At 61.3% G+C, this 17,312-nt stretch carries 15 protein-coding genes and 1 pseudogene; 5 read left to right on the top strand and 11 right to left on the bottom strand.

What is annotated here, in order from left to right:
- Positions 1 to 103: 103 nt before the first annotated feature.
- The 11 genes from AC6R19_RS11895 to AC6R19_RS11845 all read right to left on the bottom strand — a co-directional run bounded on the left by AC6R19_RS11895 (position 104) and on the right by AC6R19_RS11845 (position 14,107).
- Positions 104 to 1,453, bottom strand: a complete 1,350-nt coding sequence (locus AC6R19_RS11895) for an aspartate aminotransferase family protein (RefSeq protein WP_500580036.1) — start codon at positions 1,451 to 1,453, stop codon at positions 104 to 106.
- A gap of 221 nt (positions 1,454 to 1,674) precedes the next feature.
- Complete coding sequence (locus tag AC6R19_RS11890; RefSeq protein WP_500580141.1) at positions 1,675 to 1,857, bottom strand: hypothetical protein; 183 nt, start codon at positions 1,855 to 1,857, stop codon at positions 1,675 to 1,677.
- Positions 1,858 to 1,933: 76 nt separating this feature from the next.
- Positions 1,934 to 3,196, bottom strand: coding sequence for a cyanophycinase (locus AC6R19_RS11885; RefSeq protein ID WP_500580035.1), 1,263 nt, complete (start codon positions 3,194 to 3,196; stop codon positions 1,934 to 1,936).
- A 26-nt stretch (positions 3,197 to 3,222) separates the two neighbouring features.
- Positions 3,223 to 4,149 carry a GlxA family transcriptional regulator gene (locus tag AC6R19_RS11880; protein ID WP_500580034.1) on the bottom strand — a complete coding sequence of 309 codons (927 nt, stop codon included), beginning with the start codon at positions 4,147 to 4,149 and terminating at the stop codon, positions 3,223 to 3,225.
- A complete protein-coding gene (gene iadA, locus AC6R19_RS11875; protein WP_500580033.1) occupies positions 4,146 to 5,309 on the bottom strand; it encodes a beta-aspartyl-peptidase in 1,164 nt (387 codons plus the stop codon). The genes AC6R19_RS11880 and iadA overlap by 4 nt, the downstream gene beginning before the upstream one ends.
- Before the next feature lie 23 nt (positions 5,310 to 5,332).
- A complete protein-coding gene (gene yfcC / locus AC6R19_RS11870) occupies positions 5,333 to 6,838 on the bottom strand; it encodes a putative basic amino acid antiporter YfcC (RefSeq protein WP_500580032.1) in 1,506 nt (501 codons plus the stop codon).
- Between the two features lie 91 nt (positions 6,839 to 6,929).
- Entirely contained in the window at positions 6,930 to 9,737 is a 2,808-nt protein-coding gene (locus AC6R19_RS11865) for a TonB-dependent receptor domain-containing protein (protein WP_500580031.1), read from the bottom strand.
- 757 nt (positions 9,738 to 10,494) lie between these two features.
- On the bottom strand, positions 10,495 to 11,868 hold the full coding sequence (locus AC6R19_RS11860) for a Type 1 glutamine amidotransferase-like domain-containing protein (RefSeq protein ID WP_500580030.1): 1,374 nt from the start codon (positions 11,866 to 11,868) through the stop codon (positions 10,495 to 10,497).
- 155 nt (positions 11,869 to 12,023) lie between these two features.
- On the bottom strand, positions 12,024 to 12,332 hold the full coding sequence (locus AC6R19_RS11855) for a DUF6122 family protein (RefSeq protein WP_500580029.1): 309 nt from the start codon (positions 12,330 to 12,332) through the stop codon (positions 12,024 to 12,026).
- The gene (locus AC6R19_RS11850; RefSeq protein WP_500580028.1) at positions 12,333 to 13,004 is read right to left on the bottom strand and encodes a GntR family transcriptional regulator; all 672 of its coding nucleotides are present in this window, start codon (positions 13,002 to 13,004) and stop codon (positions 12,333 to 12,335) included.
- Complete coding sequence (locus tag AC6R19_RS11845; RefSeq protein WP_500580027.1) at positions 13,001 to 14,107, bottom strand: hypothetical protein; 1,107 nt, start codon at positions 14,105 to 14,107, stop codon at positions 13,001 to 13,003. The genes AC6R19_RS11850 and AC6R19_RS11845 overlap by 4 nt, the downstream gene beginning before the upstream one ends.
- A gap of 178 nt (positions 14,108 to 14,285) precedes the next feature.
- Between AC6R19_RS11845 and AC6R19_RS11840 the strand changes: the two genes are divergently transcribed.
- From AC6R19_RS11840 to AC6R19_RS11820, 5 genes and pseudogenes are all read left to right on the top strand, one after another.
- Positions 14,286 to 14,597, top strand: coding sequence for a DUF1214 domain-containing protein (locus AC6R19_RS11840; RefSeq protein ID WP_500580026.1), 312 nt, complete (start codon positions 14,286 to 14,288; stop codon positions 14,595 to 14,597).
- Between the two features lie 23 nt (positions 14,598 to 14,620).
- Positions 14,621 to 14,863: a hypothetical protein gene (locus tag AC6R19_RS11835; RefSeq protein WP_500580025.1), complete on the top strand. Its 243-nt coding sequence runs from the start codon at positions 14,621 to 14,623 to the stop codon at positions 14,861 to 14,863.
- Positions 14,864 to 15,070, top strand: a complete 207-nt coding sequence (locus tag AC6R19_RS11830) for a DUF1254 domain-containing protein (RefSeq protein WP_500580024.1) — start codon at positions 14,864 to 14,866, stop codon at positions 15,068 to 15,070.
- 187 nt (positions 15,071 to 15,257) lie between these two features.
- A complete protein-coding gene (locus AC6R19_RS11825; RefSeq protein ID WP_500580023.1) occupies positions 15,258 to 15,617 on the top strand; it encodes a hypothetical protein in 360 nt (119 codons plus the stop codon).
- A pseudogene (locus AC6R19_RS11820) lies at positions 15,545 to 15,876 on the top strand (DUF1214 domain-containing protein). The gene AC6R19_RS11825 and the pseudogene AC6R19_RS11820 overlap by 73 nt, the downstream one beginning before the upstream one ends.
- Positions 15,877 to 17,312 lie beyond the last annotated feature (1,436 nt).

Below are 17,312 nucleotides of genomic sequence, written 5' to 3'. Positions count from 1 at the left end.
CCGGCATCAGGGCCTTCGCATCAGACTTCGCATTCTTATCGAGTCCCGGGTCCCGGGTCCCGAGTCCCGAGTCCCGAGTCCCGAGTCCCGAGTCCCGAGAATATTACGCCAACGCCTTGGCCGTGTCGTCCAGCGCGCGACGGGCCTTTTCCACCAGCTCGTCCACCTGCTCATTGGTGATGATCAGCGGCGGCGCAATGATCATGGTGTCGCCGGTGGCGCGCATCACCAGGCCATTCCTGATGCTCATATCGCGACAGATACCGCCGGCGGTGCATTTGTCGTCGAAGCGCTCGCGGCTGCCCCTGTCCTTGACCAGCTCCAGCGCACCGACAAGGCCCAGACTGCGGGCCTCGCCGACGATCGGGTGATCCGCCAGCTCCGCCCAGCGCTCGGCCAGGTAGGGGGCGGTGTTGTCGCGCACATTCTCGATGATCTTCTCGTTGCGCAGGATATTGATGGTCACCAGGCCGGCCATACAGGCCGCCGGGTGCGCGGAGTAAGTGTAGCCGTGGGTGAATTCACCGCCCCTGGCCTTGATCACGTCCGCCACCCGGTCGCTGACCATGGTGCCGCCCAGCGGGAAGTAGCCGTTGGTCACCGCCTTGGCAAAGGTCATCAGGTCCGGCTGCATGCCGTAGTAATCGGCGCCGAACCACTCGCCGGTGCGACCGAAGCCGAAGATCACTTCGTCCATCACCAGCAGGATATCGTACTGGTCCAGCACCCTTTTCACTTCCGGCCAGTAGGTCTCCGGCGGGATGATCACGCCACCGGCGCCCTGGATCGGCTCGGCGATAAAGGCGGCCACCTTGTCCGGACCCAGCTCCTGGATCTTCTCGTCCAGGCAGCGCGCGGCGTAGATACCGAACTCCTCCGGGGACATATCGCCGCCCTCGCCGAACCAGTAGGGCTGCTGGATGTGCTCTATGTAATCCAGCCCCTGGAACTGCTTGTGCATGCCGCTCATGCCGCCGAGGCTGGCACCGCCGATGGTGGAGCCGTGGTAGGCGTTCTTGCGCGAGATGACGATGCGCTTCCCGGGCTGCTCCTTCAGGTCCCAGTAGCGGCGGATGATGCGCAGGTTGGTATCGTTCGCCTCGGAGCCTGAACCGGTGAAGAAGACATTGTTCATGCCCGCAGGGGTCACCTCCGCCAGGGCGTCTGCCAGTTCGATGGAGGGCACAGTCGTGCATTGGAAGAAGCTGTTGTAGAAGGGCAGCTTGTTCAGCTGTTCGTAGATGGCGTCGCTGATTTCCTTGCGGCTGTAGCCCAGGTTACAGCACCAGAGACCGGACATGCCATCGAGCATCTTGTGGCCGTCGATATCCGTGATATAGACCCCCTCGGCGCTGGTGATCACACGGGTACCCTGCTTGCCCAGGTCGTGGAAATCGGTAAAGGGGTGCAGCAAGTGCTCGCGGTCGTGTTGTTGCAGTTCGCTCTTGTTCATCTCTCACTCCTGGCTATCTAGCTGAGATCCGCGTCGCCGCCCGATGCGGTACGCCCCTCCTCGTACGAGGGCCGATCTCTCCAAAATCGGTAATTTGCCCGTCCCCGGCAATCACTCCGCGGTCGCCTGGGGCGCCCAAATCTGCATCCCGCAAATTTGTGATCACATTCTAGGGGCGAGCCCGGGGAGAGCGCAAGACCTATCGATCCGTTGCGACAACACTATAGTCCGGTGCTGTAGATCACCCGAGCATCGCCAGACCCAAGCATGGATTCCGGGCCGAGCGGATCTTCCAGTTGCTCCGGCGTCATCAACTGCTCCTCCAGCACCAGTTCCCTCACGCTGCGGCCGCTCTGGAGCGCCCGCCGGGTGATGGCCGAGGTCCTTCCGTAGCCAGTAAGGATTGAGCGCCGTCACCAGCCCGACACCTCACTCCAGGTAACCGCGGCATTCAACTGCAGCTGGTCCGCTGCTGGAGGATTAGTGTTTGATGGTTACGGTCACCGGCTTTATCGACAAGTGCACATCGGCAATCGAGTACTGGTCCTTGGTGCCAGAGCCGTAACGCCAGTAGCCTCGGCTCTCGCCCATCTGCTCGAACCGGAAGAGAACACCGCGGCCGCTCTCACTAAACGCGTAACGGCGCAGTTCCTTAGATTCGCTGTTGTCGAGCAGGGAAAACCCCAGCAACTGATCCAGGCGACCATTGGGAAGCGCGATGCCAGCACCCTGCGCCGGGCTGTAAGCAAATGCCTCTCTGCCGGTAGTAGCGCTGCCCTCGAGCCTCAGGACTCCGTTTTTCCAATTGTAACTGTCCCCGTCACTCAGCACAGACAAGCGGATACCATCCACCGCAAAATGTCTGGATCTGCGCGCAAATTCTGCTTCGCGCGCATCGAGCAGCGACACATTGCCGCTACCCAGCACGCGCATTTCCCCGCTATCCAGGTCGACCAGTACCGCGGTGTCCTCATCGACGCCGAAGCCGCGGCGCTGTGCCTTCTGCAGCGGCGGCGCCAGGGCGCGTACCAGCCGGCCGAGGCGGCTCTTGCGATCGAAATGCTGGTCGACGATGCCGGTTTCGAGAAATCCCAACCCCCTGCCCAACAGCAGTTGCCCTGACTCCTGGGCCTGCATGCCGTCGTACTGCTGTGCCTGTGGGAGGGTCAGCGCCGAGAGGGAATCGCCGGCGGCGATCATGGTTCGGCTCATGATCGCGGCGCCGGCGCTGGTGCCAGCGACGACGGCCCCCCCGGCCAGCCGGGCGCGGATGGCCGCAAGCAGCGGTGTATCCTCCCCATCATCCAGCAGCAGGGTGTCGGTTATGCGGGTCTGGTCACCACCGACAAACCAGATGCCGCCCACCTTTTCCAGGCGCTCGACCAGGCTGCGATCGCGGGCGCCGCGGGACCAGCGGCTCTCGTCGACCTCGGTGGACGGATCGTCCTCGACCGCCACCGGCAGTATATGCACCCGCCCGTCGTATCCGTGCCGTCGCAGATCCGCCCGGAAGGCCTCGGCGTAGTGCGCGGGCCGGCCGGAGGCGGCCGGCACTATGGCCACTTCGGGCAATTCCCCCGGTATCGAATCGATGAACGCGCGGTAGACCGCCGCGTTGTCACTGCGCAGCGCGCCGCCGACGATCAGCAGCTTTCCACCCTCACCAGCCTGCACACCTGTAGCCAGCAACGCGGAAGCGGTCGAGATCAGCCATTGGAAAAGTGCATTTTTTCTCGTAAACATTGTCGACCTTTTTCTTATTCAATCTGTCACGCGGAAACTCTAAGTGCCCGGCTTTCGGCGAGCATTTCCGGCGATGCGGCGAAATTCTGGCGTTCATCGCGCGGCGAGCAGCCGAAATGATTGCGGAAGGCGCGGCTGAAATGGGAGGCGGAAGCAAAACCACAGCGCCTGCCCACCTCCTCGATACTGCAGTTGCTGTGGTGCAGCAGCTGCCTGGCCAGGGAGAGGCGCAGGCCGATATAGAAACGAGCCGGCAGTTGCCCAACGAATTGCCGGAATATCCGCTCGAGCTTCTTGCAGGAAACCCCGAGATAGTCTGCGACCTCCCTTGTCGTCAGCGGTTCGGAGAGATTGTTGCGCATCAGGGCCTGGGCCTCCACGAGTGTGGATCTGTCCTCCACTTCGCCGTGCAGCGGCGAGTTGCCGCCGCAGCCGCTATTGCTCCAGGCCGGCAGCATTGTATCCAGCATGGTGGTGACGGCGTCCTCGCCCCAGCAGGTCCAGATGGCACCGTCGCGGGTAAAACAACCCGGCATGACGATGGTCCCGCAGCCCATCTGCTCCAGCTCTCCCCTGAGCCCCTCGGGCAGACTGCAGCGACGCCTGTCCAGCAACCCGGCGCGAGCCAGCACCAGCACGCCGCTGCCGATACCGATTCGATAGCCGCCGCACACCGCGATGTGATCCTGTGCCTGTACGCAGGCGTGCAGTGAAGTCGGCCGCTGTCGCCCGCCGCAGACAATCAGACTGTGGAACTCCCGAGGCTCCTGCGGCAGCTCCCGGGCCTGAACGCGGATACCGTGCTCCGACGCGACCATCTCGTCGCCGCAACTGAAGAGCAGCGGCGCCCGGCCGGCGGCGAGGGTAAAGCGCTCGGTCAGTATGCCCAGGCTCGCCATGGAAAAGCCCGGTAACAAAAGCACGGCAATGGTACCTGCGGCAGACTGGCTCATGTCCCGGCAAAGCCCCCCTTGAATCGCAGCCCGCCGTCGAAATACTGCCAGCGGCCACGGGCCATGACGTGGCGCACTTCGAAGCTGGCCGGATCCACTATCGCGAGATCCGCATCCAGGCCAGCGGCTATCTGGCCCTTGTTGCGCAGCCCCAGCACCCGGGCCGGGTTGTCGGTGACCACCTGCAAGGCCCTGATGAAATCGACTCCCTCCTCGCGCACGGCGCGGCGGAATTCATCGAACAGGCTGGCCACGGAACCCACCTCGATATCCTGCAGAGTACCCCGGTCGCAGAAGTTGGTCATGGATCCCTGCGCGTCGGACGAGAAGGTGATGCGCTCCGCCGGTGCGCCGACCTCCAGGGCCAGCCTGAGCGCGGCGCTCGCGCGCAGTTCGCCGGACGCGAGAATTTCCCGGGTGGTAGAGGTGGTGAAATCGATATAGCCACCGGCGCGCGCAAAGGCGACGCCGTGTTCCAGCAGGGGCTGGTTGCGGTTGATATGGGTGGGATAGAACTGGCTGATCGGAATGTCCGACGCCGCCACCGCGTCGAACAGCGGCTGCAGCCTGCCCTCGCAGCCGCCGACGTGAACGCTGATCACGCCGCCCTTGCCGCTCAGCAGACCCGCCACCCGAGCGTCCGAAGCGACCCGCACCAGCTCGGCGGTGGACGGTTGGGATGAGCGGTGGTCAGAGATCGCCAGTTCGCCGACACCGATGATACTGTCCACCAGCATGATATCGGTGCGCACACTGCCGGTCAGCGTATTGACCGGGAACTGATAGGAGCCGCTGTGCATGAAGCAGGACAGCCCCTGGGCATCCAGGGCCCGCGCCTTGCCGTAGAGTTCGTTCAGGGTGCGGGTGGTGGCATCGGTGCCCAGCACGCCGACAACGGTGGTGACAGCGGATGCAAATGCCTCGCGCGGATCCAGTTCGGGGGTGCGGGTGGCGAAACCGCCCTCGCCGCCGCCGCCGCTGATATGCACCAGCGAGTCCACCAGCCCGGGGATCAGCCAGGCGCCGTCGGCGTCCACGGTTTCGCCGATCTCCGCCGGCAGGCAGAGGCCCTGGTCAATCTTTTCGATCCTGTCGCCCGCGACCAGTATGTCGCAGACCCCGAGATTCCTCGGCGCGAACACCTGCGCGTTTTTTATCAATACAATTCGTGACATAACAACTTTTAAAATCCCGTTAAAGCGGCGAGTACAACCGCCGCCGAGGCCAGCGCGAAAAGCCAGCCCATCAGCGGCAGGACGAAACGAATCCACAGGCCCCAGTCGAGGCGGGCGGCTCCCAGGCAGCCCATCAGCGCGGCGGAGGTGGGCACGACCAGGTTGCTGAAGCCGTCGCCCAGTTGAAAGGCCAGCACGGCCGTCTGCCGCGTTACCCCGACCAGGTCCGCCAGCGGCGCCATGATCGGCATGGTCAGCGCCGCCTGGCCGGAGCCGGAGGTAATGAAGAAGTTGAATACCGTCTGGAACAGCAGCATGCACCAGGCGGACAGGGTGCCGGACACATCGGCAAGGCCCTGCCCCGCCCAGTGCAGCAGGGTGTTGAGCACGCTGGGATTGCCGGGCTCGTCGCCCCCCAGCAGCAGCACTATGCCCTTGGCGAAGGCCACCACCATGGCCGCCGGCAGCAGCTGCTGCGCGCCCTCCTTGAAGGCCGCGGCGGCGCGGTTGGCGGTCAACCCGTTGAGGCCGAAGACGATGGCCACCAGCGCGATGACGATGCCCATGGTAAAAAACTGGCTGGCGATTTCGGGCAGGAAATACTCGCGCTCCACCACACCCCAGACCATCCAGGCGATACCCGCGGTGAACAGCAGCAGCACCCAGCCGTCGCCGCGCACCATCGGCCTTATCGCATCCAGCGACGGGCGCCCGGCGCGGTGCACCGCGTCCGACTCGAAGGCCGGGGAGGATTCCGGGCACTTGCGCACCCGGCGCGCATAGCGCAGCGTGTAGGCGATCAGAAATGCCGTGGCCAGCGCCCACAACAGCATGCGCGGCAGGCTGCCGGACATCACCGGCACCCCGGCGATGCCCTGGGCGATACTCACACCGAAGGGGTTCATCCAGGAGGTGGCGAATCCCACCTGTGTGGCCGCATAGGTCACCAGCAGCGCGGTGATACTGTCGTAGCCCATCGCAACCAGCAGCGGCACCACCAGCAGGGTGAAGGGGATCACTTCCTCCCCCATGCCGAAAACGGCACCGCCGGCGGAAAACATGGCGCACAGCGTCGCCAGGTAAAAGCCGCCGGCCTCGCGGTTGCGCGCAATCACCTGGAAGAGTCCGCGCTCCACCGAACCGCTGGCGAAGATCAGGCCGAAGGCGCCGCCGGTGAGCAAAATAAATGCGAAGACACCGATGGAAGCTCCCCATTTGGAGCCGGACACCATGCCCTCGAAGGCGAAGTTCAACAGCCCGATATTGCCGCCCTCGGCGAACAGGGCCATGCCTGCCGGCGTATCCGAAGCCTGCCGGTAGCTGCCCGGATCCACCACCGTGCGGTCGTTCACCACCACCGTCTCGTAGGTGCCGGCAGGAACCAGGAAATTGAGCGCAAATGCGAGCAGCGCTACAAACAGCAGGATCAGATAGGTATCCGGCATGGCCCACTTGGGCTCGGCGGAAACCGCTTCGCGCTGTTGGCGCTCGACGTCAGATACAGAGGCTTGCATAGAAACACCAGAAGGAAATTGACGGTTCCAGTCGGGCCGGACCGGCAGCGCGCTCGCACTCCCGGCCCGGCCACAACGCGTGCGGCTGTGCTTAGAAGGCGTGGCCGTAACGCAGGGTCACGAAGCGACCCATGGAGCTGTGGTTGAAGTGATCCACGTTGGCGCCAGTGCCCAGCACCAGCGGCGGCTCCTTGTCCAGCAGGTTGTCCACCCGCAGGGAGAGCCAGCTGCCGTTGCTGAAATCGCGACTCACACTCAGGTCGAATACCGTCCAGGCATCCACCTCGACCTCAGCGTCGTCCGGCAGGCCGACGGCATCGAGTACCCGCGGGCTGGGATCGTCCATGTAGCTGTGGGTGTACTTGGCACCGAGAGTCGCGGACCAGTCCTCGTAGCGCCAGCGCAGGGAAGTGTTCGCCAGCCAGCGCGGGTACTGGTACTGACCCGCTTCGCTAACGATGCCCAGTGTGCTGGACGGCAACTTGTCGAACTCCGCCAGGTAGGTGGCGTCCAGCGCGAAGCGCAGGCTGCCCCAGTCGTCAGTGTCGAGATACTGGGTGAAGGCCATGTCCACACCGCTGGTCTTCTGCCAGCCGAGGTTGGTGAGCTGGAAATGGGCATCGACCACAAAGCCGCCGGCTACTTCGAGGCCGGGCTGGCCGGTGGCCAGTTCGCCCTCGCCCACCACCGGGAAGTCCCCGGCGAGCGCGCGCAAGATAAAGTCATCCTCTTCCACGCCGATCAGGTTCTCGTGCTCGATATTCCAGTAATCGACGGCCAGCTCGGTATCCTTGCCGGGCTTGAACAGGAAGCCCGCGCCCCAGGTGGTGGCGGTTTCCGGCTGCAGATCGTCGTTGCTGACCTCCTCCGACAGCAGCGCCTCGCCGCTCTCGTCGTCGAGGCCGTCACAGGCGCCCGGAGTCACGGAGCAGTCCACGGTGTAGCTCGACAGCAGGGTGCCGGCACCCACCTGGGCCAGGGACGGCGCGCGGAAGGAGGTGGACCAGTTGCCGCGGAAGATGATGGCGTCGTTGAAGGCGTGGCGCAGCGCGACCTTCGGGTTGGCGTCGCCGCCGAAACTGTCGTAGTCGTCGTAGCGCAGCGCCAGCTGCAGCTCGGTGTTGCTCGCCAGCGGAATCATCTGCTCCATATACACCGCCCACTGGTCGCGCTCGGCGTCGGCGGAGGTGGAGCTGAAGCCGAGAATCGGCTCCGGGTTCAGGGTGGTGGAAACCGCATCGCCGGACGGCGCATCTTTTACGGTTTCGCGGCGGAACTCGACACCGAAGGCCACCTGTACCGCACCGGCCGGCAGCTCGAACCAGGAGCCGGAAGTATTGCCGCCCAACGCATACAGGTTGGAAACACCGCTGCGCCTGGCATCGGTGCGCACGAACTGGTCTATTGCATCCAGCTGCTCGCCCTGGCCGTTGAAGGGATTGTACCAGGCGGTGGTCTTGCCGAGAGACTCACAGGTTTCGCCACTGCCGTAACTGGCGCCGGGGCGGGCAAGGTCGAGCTCCCAGCGATCGACGACGGTGCCATCGGTACACAGGTTGCCCATGCTGGCGTTATAAAAGGCCTCGGAATTGTAAAGACCGGAGATGCCACGCTGCTCGGATTCGCTGCGGCCGATATTCGCCGCGACTTCCCAATCCCAATCGTTGATGTCGCCGCGCAAGCCGGTAACCAAGCGGATAGACTGACTCTCTACTTCGACAGCGCGGGGATCCGGGAACTTGCCCCAGGCGTAAACCGGATAACCGTAATAATCACTAAAGCCGCCAACCTCTCCCTCAACCACCATGTCATTTACCAGCCCCTCTGGCCACAAAGGGCTTTCCGGATCGAAAGGGGCGCGGCTAAAGTTGGCCGGAGAAGCTGTACCGCGAGACTGGCTCATCTGCGCCATGGCGGTATTGAACCACTCCAGGTCATCAGTCAGCTGGTAACTGAATGTGCCGACCAGGCTGCCACTCTCGTATTCGTCCTGTGTAGCGACGACAGCGTTGGTGTTGAATTCGCAGTACTCGCCCAGACGACCGAGCTTAAACTGATCCACTGGACAGCCGTTTGCACCCGGCTCCTGGGTTTGATCGCGACTCCCGGAGGGGGGATCTAGAAAATAGAGGTCGTTGAAACTCGGATAGACACCCTGCTGACTCGGTCGCACCGAACTCGCGGAAACATCGCGGTCGCGGTCGTAGAGTGCGTTGCGGGTAAAGAAGTCGGCCACCAGCATGGTGTGGCTGCGCTCGCCCTTGTGGCCCCAGACCCAGTTCAGGTTGTACTTGCCCTCGTCGGTGCCGGCGGTGGAGTTGCCGTGGGACAGGGTGATCTCGCTGCCCTCGAAGTCGTCGCGCAGTACGAAGTTGACCACACCGGCCACCGCATCGGCGCCGTAGGTGGCTGCGGCGCCGCTGGGCAGCACTTCGACGCGCTCGATGGCGGACAGCGGAATCGAGTTTACATCGACGAAAGACTCCTGCCCCTTGGCGAAGGAACTGACGGATACCCGGCGGCCGTTGACCAGCACCAGGGTTGAGGACGCACCGAGGCCGCGCAGGGAAACGCCGGCGGCGCCCACGGGAGTGTTGCTGGACAGCGGGCCGCCTGTGGCGGTGGAGAAGGTGCCGCTGCCGCCGCCGGTCTGGGTCAGTTGCTGCAGAATCTCGATCGGCGAGGTCGCACCCGAGGACTCGATATCATCGCGGTCGATCTGCACTACCTGGACCGCCCCCTCGGTATCCAGCCCCTTGATATGGGTACCGGTGACCACCACTTCTTCCACTGCCTCTTCAGGACCGCGCGGCACCTCCCGGGCTACTGCACTGCCGTAAATCAGGGAACAGCCGATGGCGACGCGGATGGCCTGATAGAGTCGGGTTCTCTTATTCATTTTATCTTCCCTTCTTTTTCCGGGCCCCTGGCCCTTATATTCGTTAATAAACCGCTTGAAAACGCCAACAGAACACGGGTGCGAGAGACCTTGGCGATCGGGCAGGCGGACACAGTTCAGCACACCCAGGGCATACCAATCCTGTGGAAAACTTCGGTGAGCAAATAAGTGCGGGAAAATAGGCTCCGACTCACAGCTTCCCTGTACTCGGCGGCACGCTCAACAATATCGACAACAACGTCGAATGCCTGGGCACACCGAGGCAGAAAAGCTACTCGTCAAACCACTCGCTGAGGTGGTAGTTGGCGGAGCAGCGCTCGATAGCAGTGATTGTGAAAATCTCGCTTGTAATCATGGCGCTGGGTGTTGGCTGGTTAAAGCTCTTATTGGGAAACTCACGCAATTTTTATCACGCTGTAAAAATGCTGTAAAGCCCTGCTTTGCAGAAGTTTTCGACGCGGAAATCGGGGGGTGCAACCGAATTATCTGCTGCCAGCCCAGGGCATCGACACCAGCTGCCCGGCATTTCAGTGAAACGAAAAACTCAGAAAATACAAAGGGACCGGACATGAGTTCCGGCCCGAATGGCACGAAGTTAAGCGGGCAGCTGGCACAATTTAAGACTCTGCCGCTGGTGACCGCCCGGGAAATGTTTGCCGATGAGGCTTTTTCCCGGGCGGCCACCAGCGGCAGAGCCGAATCGGAGCTCTTAACTTGGCGGCATTCAGTTCAGGCCCCTTCCAGTTCTATAGCCCGATTACTGGTAAGGCTGGTTGATGTAGAAATTCTGATTGCGCCCATCAACGCCGATGCGCTTCGGCGTTGCGCCGGTGGCACCGGTAAGGATGTTGTACTGATCGAACTCCAACAGTTTGTAGCGCAGCACATCCTCGTACACGACCGGTTGACCACAGCTGGCCTGAGTGCGCGATGTCTGCCCATCCTCCGCCAGCACATAGACATTGCCGCTGCCGTCGACGGTGCCGGTGCCATCGGTGGTAAAAAAGATGGACGTGGCCTCGTCGACACCGATACCGCGAATGCCCGTCGGCAGTCCCGCCATAAACACCATCAGGCGTCCCATGCGGTCGCGCTCGGCGAAGTGGGTATCGACAATCACCCCCCGCATCACCTGGGTGGTCAGGAAATCGGTGGAGATATTGATGTACTCGTGGCACAGGTCAGTGACCGCCTCCGAAGAGTAGACACCGAGCACACCGTCGGGGTCGTAGATATGCTCGGACTGCACCGCCGCACCGGCGGAAGTACCGCCGAGCACTCCGCCACGGGCCAGCACTTCATCCAGTGCCGTCTCCAGGGCCGTGCCGGCCCACTGGTTCAGGTAATCGGACTGGTCGCCCCCGGCGATCCACACGAACTCCGCCGTACGCACCGCCCAGAGCACGTACTCGTCGTCGGCAAACTGGCGCCGGTCCACCAGCAACGTCTCCACCGAATCGGCGGCCAGCAGGCCCTGCAGATAGTCGTTGTAGCCGTCGCTGCCGGAAGTGCGTAGCACCACCACATCGCCGCCGCCGATGCGCGGCTTGACCCGGCGGGTAAAGGCGTCGTCCACATCGCTGCCGCCGCCCATCACCAGCAGGCCGCCGTCGTCCTGGGACACACAGGCATCCGCCGCATTGCCGGTCAGGTAGCTGGTCAGCCCACCGGGCTTGGCCGGGCGGCTGCCGTAACCGCAGTCGCCGCCGGAACCGCCACCGCTGCCATCGGGGATTCCGTCCACGTCCAGGGTATACCAGCCCTGACCGCTGTAGCGGGTCACTTTCAGGGTGTAGAGGCCGACACCGTCCACGGATACCGTGGCGCTCTCCGGCGCGCTGCCGGTCTCGGCACTGTAGAGGCGCTGACTGGGATCGTACAGGTGCCAGTCGAAATCGTCATTGCCGGCGTGATCGAGGCTGATGGTCAAACTGGTGGCCTCGTCGACATCGAAGTAATACCAGTCCTGGTCGCGGCGGTTGGCGATGGTTCCGCTGACCGTCTGCGACGAACAGACAGGGCCATCGGCATTCGACTCGGCATCGTTGGATTCGGATTCCTGGGAAATACAGGCGAGGCCGGACTGGCTCGCCAGGGCCAAACTTAACAGCAGTGCGGTTCTTGCGAACATGACACGCTCCTTGATGGTTGCAGTTATTGTTATGCCATCAAAGAGTAACTGTATCGGCGGCCTCAATTGGACACCCTCGGCGCATACGGGAGAAAACTGTCAAGTTCGCGGCAAAAACTGTACATTCCGAAAGCTTTGCGCGCAGCCGCCTCTCCTCAGAGGCCGCAGTCCAGCGCATCCAGCAGCATATGCACTATCAGCCCGATACCCAGCCAGCGCACCGGTTTCCAGGGCAGGAACATCATGGCGCCATAGAGGGAGATGGGCAGCATCCTGTGCAGCGGGTGGAAGTTGATGCTGCAGCGGTCGGGATCGTAGACGGGGCTGGCCAGCAGGTGGTCCAGGTCTACGAGGTTGGCCGCCAGCATGATCAGTGCGGCCTTTTTCCACTGATCGCGGAAGAAAAACCAGGCGATGGCCACCGGCACCAGGATGTGCAGGGCGATATGGATGTAACTGAACATTTATAACAATTCTTCTGCGGAGATGGAGCCGAGGCCCTCTTCGATATCCTGGCGGATGGCGGTGCGGACGCGCCCGGCATCGCCGGAGGCGATGGCCTCGATCAGGTCCCGATGGCGGTCCGGCAGCTCCTGCACCCCGAAGCGCCGGAACACCAGGTGCTGCAGCGGCGCCGTCTGCAGCCACAGGCTCTCGATCAGCGACAGGATGATATGGGGCCGCCCGAGGCGGTAGAGCGTGAAGTGGAACTCCAGGTTGGCGGTGACGTATTCCTCTATGTCCTTGTCCGCCAGGGCCGCGGTGACCCGCTCGTCCAACTGGCGCAGCTGTTCCAGCTCCCCGGGGCCCACATGGGGTAGCGCCTGCTCGGCGGCCTGGCACTCCAGCGCCACCCGCGCGGCGCAGATCTCTGCCAGCTTTTCCGGGGTCATGGTGGGCACGGTCACCCGCCGGGTGTCCGACAGTTCCAGCGCCCGCTCGGAGGTGAGCCGGCGCAGCGCCTCGCGCACCGGCATGGGACTGCAGTCCAGGTCCGCGGCCAGGCCGCGGATGGTGATCGCATGCCCGGGCAGGAACTTGCCGCGCAGGATGGCATCGCGCACCTGGTAGTAGACCCGCTCCTGGGTGGTGCGGTATTCCTCCTGGGGGGCGTTGAATTCCTGCGCGGTGCTCATGCGGCGATCACTTGGGACAGCTTGTGGGGGGCGTCATCATACCTCACTTCAACCAGATGGTCGGCCACACTACCCGTCTGCCACAGCTCAAAGAAATCGTCGGCCACCCGCCGGCTCATATCCACCACGGTATTCCAGTACTTCAGCCGCTCTTCGGTGCTGAGCCTGTAGAAATCATTGCGGTCGGGAATCTTGCCATAGGGCAAGCCGGCGACAAACGCCGGCGACGGCGCCACCAGCAGGGTGTTCTGCATGGCGCGCCCCCTGACCCGGCGCCAGGACAGGTTCTTGTCGAACCAGCCGGGCACCATATAGGGGAAGAAATGCGGATAGAGCGCCAGCCCCTCGGGGTGTTCGAAGCGCAGGTCGAAGTGATAGTCGGTGATACCGCCGTCGCGGTAATTGCCGGCGGGTGCCCCCTGCGGATTCTGCACCCCCGCCATCACCAGCGGAATGGAGCCGCTGGCCAGCACCGCGTCGCAGACATTGTCCACCGACAGGCGCGTATTGACGGTGCGCAGATCGGCAAAGCGCACACGGGTGGCGTCGCCGGAGTGGAACACCACCCGGTCCCAGAAGGCACTCAGGCTGTGGCGGGACAGCGCGTTGGCCAGCATGGATGCCAGCAGCGCCGGCGCCAACAGGACGCGCCTCTCGCTGGCCAGGGGTCCGCGGCCGCGCACCGTGACGAAATGGCTGTGCCAGACCGGGTTGTGTGCCACCTCCCGCGCGCCCTCCCCGCCCAGCACGTCCTTCAGTATCTTTTCGCCGGCCGCGGTGATCTCCGCCGGCGTCGGCTTTGCCGAGGCGTAGGTCTGGTGGATATAGCCGTACTCCAGGCGCGCCAGCGCCCCGAGGGAATCCTCCATCGCGTAGCACATATTGCGGAAGCTGCCGATGGAGGAGCCCACGGACGCAATCGGCTCGCGACGGTCGCGGAAAAACTCGCCCGCCAGAATCCGGTCCAGATGGCTGATCACCAGCCACTTGGGGCCGCCGGAGGCGCCCACCAGGGTAGAGAACTGCTGCTGGCGCAGCCCTTCTTCGCGAATGCGCTTCGCGGCACTGGCGCCCGCCAGCAATACACAATTGGATTTTTTCACTGCTTTACTCTGAATCCATCAGGCAACTGAAGGCTCTCGGATCACGCCGCAGACTGGCCAGGAACCGACTGGTCATGACCCTCCGCAGTACAACCGGTCCCGGGCGTGTCTCGTCACCGGCGCAACGCCAGACCTCGCCATCCGCCGTCAAAACCGCGCCCGGCTACCTCAACTTGGAGTGACCGGGTCGTCGTCCGGCACTGGTGCCGCCTATTGTGACCCAAAGCCCCCCGATAGTGAAAGCTGGCAACTCTTCGCGCAGCAGGAAAAGGGGCATCCACGCCACACTACCTTCAATGCGGATGGCTTCCTGGATATCTATATCCAGCACGAATCACCAGGGAAAGCACGCGAATCCAATTGGCTATCCGCGCCCGAAGGCCGCTTCCAGGTGATGATGCGCATGTACTCGCCGAAAGCAGAAGTCTTGCGTGAAGGCCCCCGCTTGCCGCCCCTTCAAAAAGTCACTCCCCCAAACAATCGGCAGTAAGGAGCACCTCAACGATGACTACATTGCGCGTTGCAACATTCTTTATCACCCTGCTGCTATTGTCGGCGGTGCACAGCGATGAGACACCTTCGGCACTAGAAATGCGCGAGATCGCCCGCGATGCCTACATCTACGCCTATCCACTGGTACTGATGCATGTAGGCAAAAAGGTGGCGATCAACGTCGAGGATCCCCAGTTTCCCCAAACCCCCATCAACCGTACCGGACTCGGCCGGGCGCTACTACCTACTGCCGTTCCTCGATGAATGGACCGATGTATTCACTGCCCTTGGCACGCGCACACCGGCAACGGTGCGCAGACTTTTGCCATTGTCGGCCCCGGCAGGGAAGGTGAATTGCCGGAGGGGGTGACCCGCTATGACAGCCCCACTGCTTTCGGCTGGCTGGGCGGTCGCGTGCAGACCAGCGGCAAGGCCGATTACGAGGCCGTTTATAAATTTCAGCGGCTCTGAAGGCGATCCCGCTAAGCGCCTACGGCAAGCCATACACACCGCTCAAAGGCAGCGTCGACCCTAAACTGGATATGAGCCCACCGGTAGACCAGGTGGCGAAGATGGAGGGCATTGGAATTCTTTTCACTGTTCGTCGAGCTGGCAAAAAAACCCGCCCCACGCGCACGACTACCCGATTCTCGATCGTATGAAATGCATCGGTATTGTGCCCGGCCAGGCCTTTTCCCCCAAAGGCCAGCCGGAAATCGTCCGCGAGGCTTCAGGCGGCACCGGAAGAGACCCTGTCGAGAATCATGAACACCAGGGAAAAACCACCAGCTCGGTCAACGGCTGGAGCATGAACCTCAGCGGCATGGGCAATTACGGCACCAACTACTTGCGCCGTGCCGCAGTCGCCTACGGCGGACTGGGAGCCAATATCCCGGAAGACGCCGTCTACCCTACTGCCTTTGTGGACGCCAACGGCGAGCCACTGTGCAACGACCGCCGCTATATCATGCACTTCGAAAAGGCGAAGTCCCGCCAGTGCGCGCTTTTTGGTCACTGACCCTATACAACGGTCGCCAGCTGTTCGCCGACAACCCCATCGACGCTACGCCATCGGCGACCGCGACAAGCTCACATTCAATCCGGACGGTTCTCTGGACTTGTACGTTCAGCGCGAGTCGCCCGGCGCGGCCAAGGAATCCAACCGGCTGCCGACACCTGCAGACGGCAACTTTTCCCTGATGATGCGGCTCTATTGGCCGGCACTGGAAGTGCTCGACGGCTCCTTGGCCCCGCCTCCGGTAATACGAAAGAATTGAGCATTCCCTGCTACCAAGTAGTGAATGGAGGCTCACTCACTGTCGCCGCCAAGGAGGCAATAGCCTTTCCTCCAGTACTGAGGTTATATTTCCTACGGAATAAAGAGGGAGCTTCCTTCTCTTCGCTCCCACCTACCACAGGATCGAAAGTACCTCCCCTTCAGTCTTATTAACAACTTTATTTCAGTCGAAACTGGCAACCATCTTTTACGGGTTAGCACAGCATGAATCTAGGATCCCGAACAACCCTCCACCAACCACAATGGCCTTAGTGAAAAAACCGACGGGAAATATACCCACAAAGTTATAAAAAGATCACAAAACAACAATTAAAGAACAGAAAACACGACAACCAAGGTAACTGGCGGAATCTCCCTCACATTACAAATTAAATATATGTATCATCACCCATAAAAGAACCCAGGAAAACAAACACATCCACAACAGATAATCAAATAAATTTAGGTTGACGACATAAAAATCAAACAGGATACATTACCGCTATAATCATAGAAAATCAGACACAACATATAATAATCATCCGTTATCCATTCCAGATTTTTTCCATCAAGGAGATCACGCATGAAATAGAAAAGATAACTCAAGAACCATTCAGATTGAACAAACGATAAAAGCGGGCAGAGGCATGAACCTATACTCAAACTTAAAAACCCCAGCGATTGCAATACAGCTCTTTATTTGCATTCTGTTTACCTCTTCGCCGTCAGCTCAAGCTGAACCCATTCAGGAATGCCTTGCTGACGCAACAATAACCTATTCTCCGCCTTTACGGCTTGAGGAGCAGGAAACAACTACCACATGGGAAACAACCTACTCTTGCGTTGATGGATCAGTAGGCGAGGTAACCAGCTCAGTTACCAATATGTTGGGCTGCCTGACCCCGACTTCCACTAATGAAGGGTCCAATAATATTCAATGGAGCGACGGCACACACACCCTGTATTCCTGGGCCAAGGAAGATCAAGTAATCGTAACCGTTGGCGGACAACAGATTGGAACGAACACGGGCACTGTAACTGAAGGCAAGTATCTCGGAAGCAGAGTGGTTGAGGAGTGGGTAACACCAACTCTCGATCTGACGTCCTGTCTACTAGGACCTGGAGTCAGCGAAGCGCCAAGCACCAGCTCACTGACGATTACGAATATTCTCTGAGCATTATATAAATTATTGGCAGTCATCTTCTTTAAAGATGATTGCCATTTTCTGCGATACCAAATCTGCAAGCACAGAAGATACGAAGATACGAAGATACGAAGATACGAAGATACGAAGAGCAGAATGATAGTGTTTTACGAAAATTTATGAGGCTGTAAATAATTCTGTGTAACCGCCCATGCCGCTGGTTACTGGTGATCGACCAAGCGATCACCAAATTCGATCATAAAACGGTTTAGCGCTGGCTTCCAGTTGCGGA

The sequence above is a fragment of the Microbulbifer sp. SE14 genome, from assembly GCF_059834885.1.
Note: the sequence above shows the minus strand (reverse complement) of the source record. Positions and strands in the feature narration are given on the sequence as shown.

Coding starts and splice junctions, on each gene's coding strand:
- AC6R19_RS11895 (WP_500580036.1), bottom strand. CDS start 1,453: ATGAACAAGAGCGAACTGCAACAACACGACCGCGAGCACTTGCTGCAC.
- AC6R19_RS11885 (WP_500580035.1), bottom strand. CDS start 3,196: ATGTTTACGAGAAAAAATGCACTTTTCCAATGGCTGATCTCGACCGCT.
- AC6R19_RS11880 (WP_500580034.1), bottom strand. CDS start 4,149: ATGAGCCAGTCTGCCGCAGGTACCATTGCCGTGCTTTTGTTACCGGGC.
- yfcC (WP_500580032.1), bottom strand. CDS start 6,838: ATGCAAGCCTCTGTATCTGACGTCGAGCGCCAACAGCGCGAAGCGGTT.
- AC6R19_RS11865 (WP_500580031.1), bottom strand. CDS start 9,737: ATGAATAAGAGAACCCGACTCTATCAGGCCATCCGCGTCGCCATCGGC.
- AC6R19_RS11860 (WP_500580030.1), bottom strand. CDS start 11,868: ATGTTCGCAAGAACCGCACTGCTGTTAAGTTTGGCCCTGGCGAGCCAG.
- AC6R19_RS11855 (WP_500580029.1), bottom strand. CDS start 12,332: ATGTTCAGTTACATCCATATCGCCCTGCACATCCTGGTGCCGGTGGCC.
- AC6R19_RS11850 (WP_500580028.1), bottom strand. CDS start 13,004: ATGAGCACCGCGCAGGAATTCAACGCCCCCCAGGAGGAATACCGCACC.
- AC6R19_RS11830 (WP_500580024.1), top strand. CDS start 14,864: ATGGACCGATGTATTCACTGCCCTTGGCACGCGCACACCGGCAACGGT.
- AC6R19_RS11825 (WP_500580023.1), top strand. CDS start 15,258: ATGAAATGCATCGGTATTGTGCCCGGCCAGGCCTTTTCCCCCAAAGGC.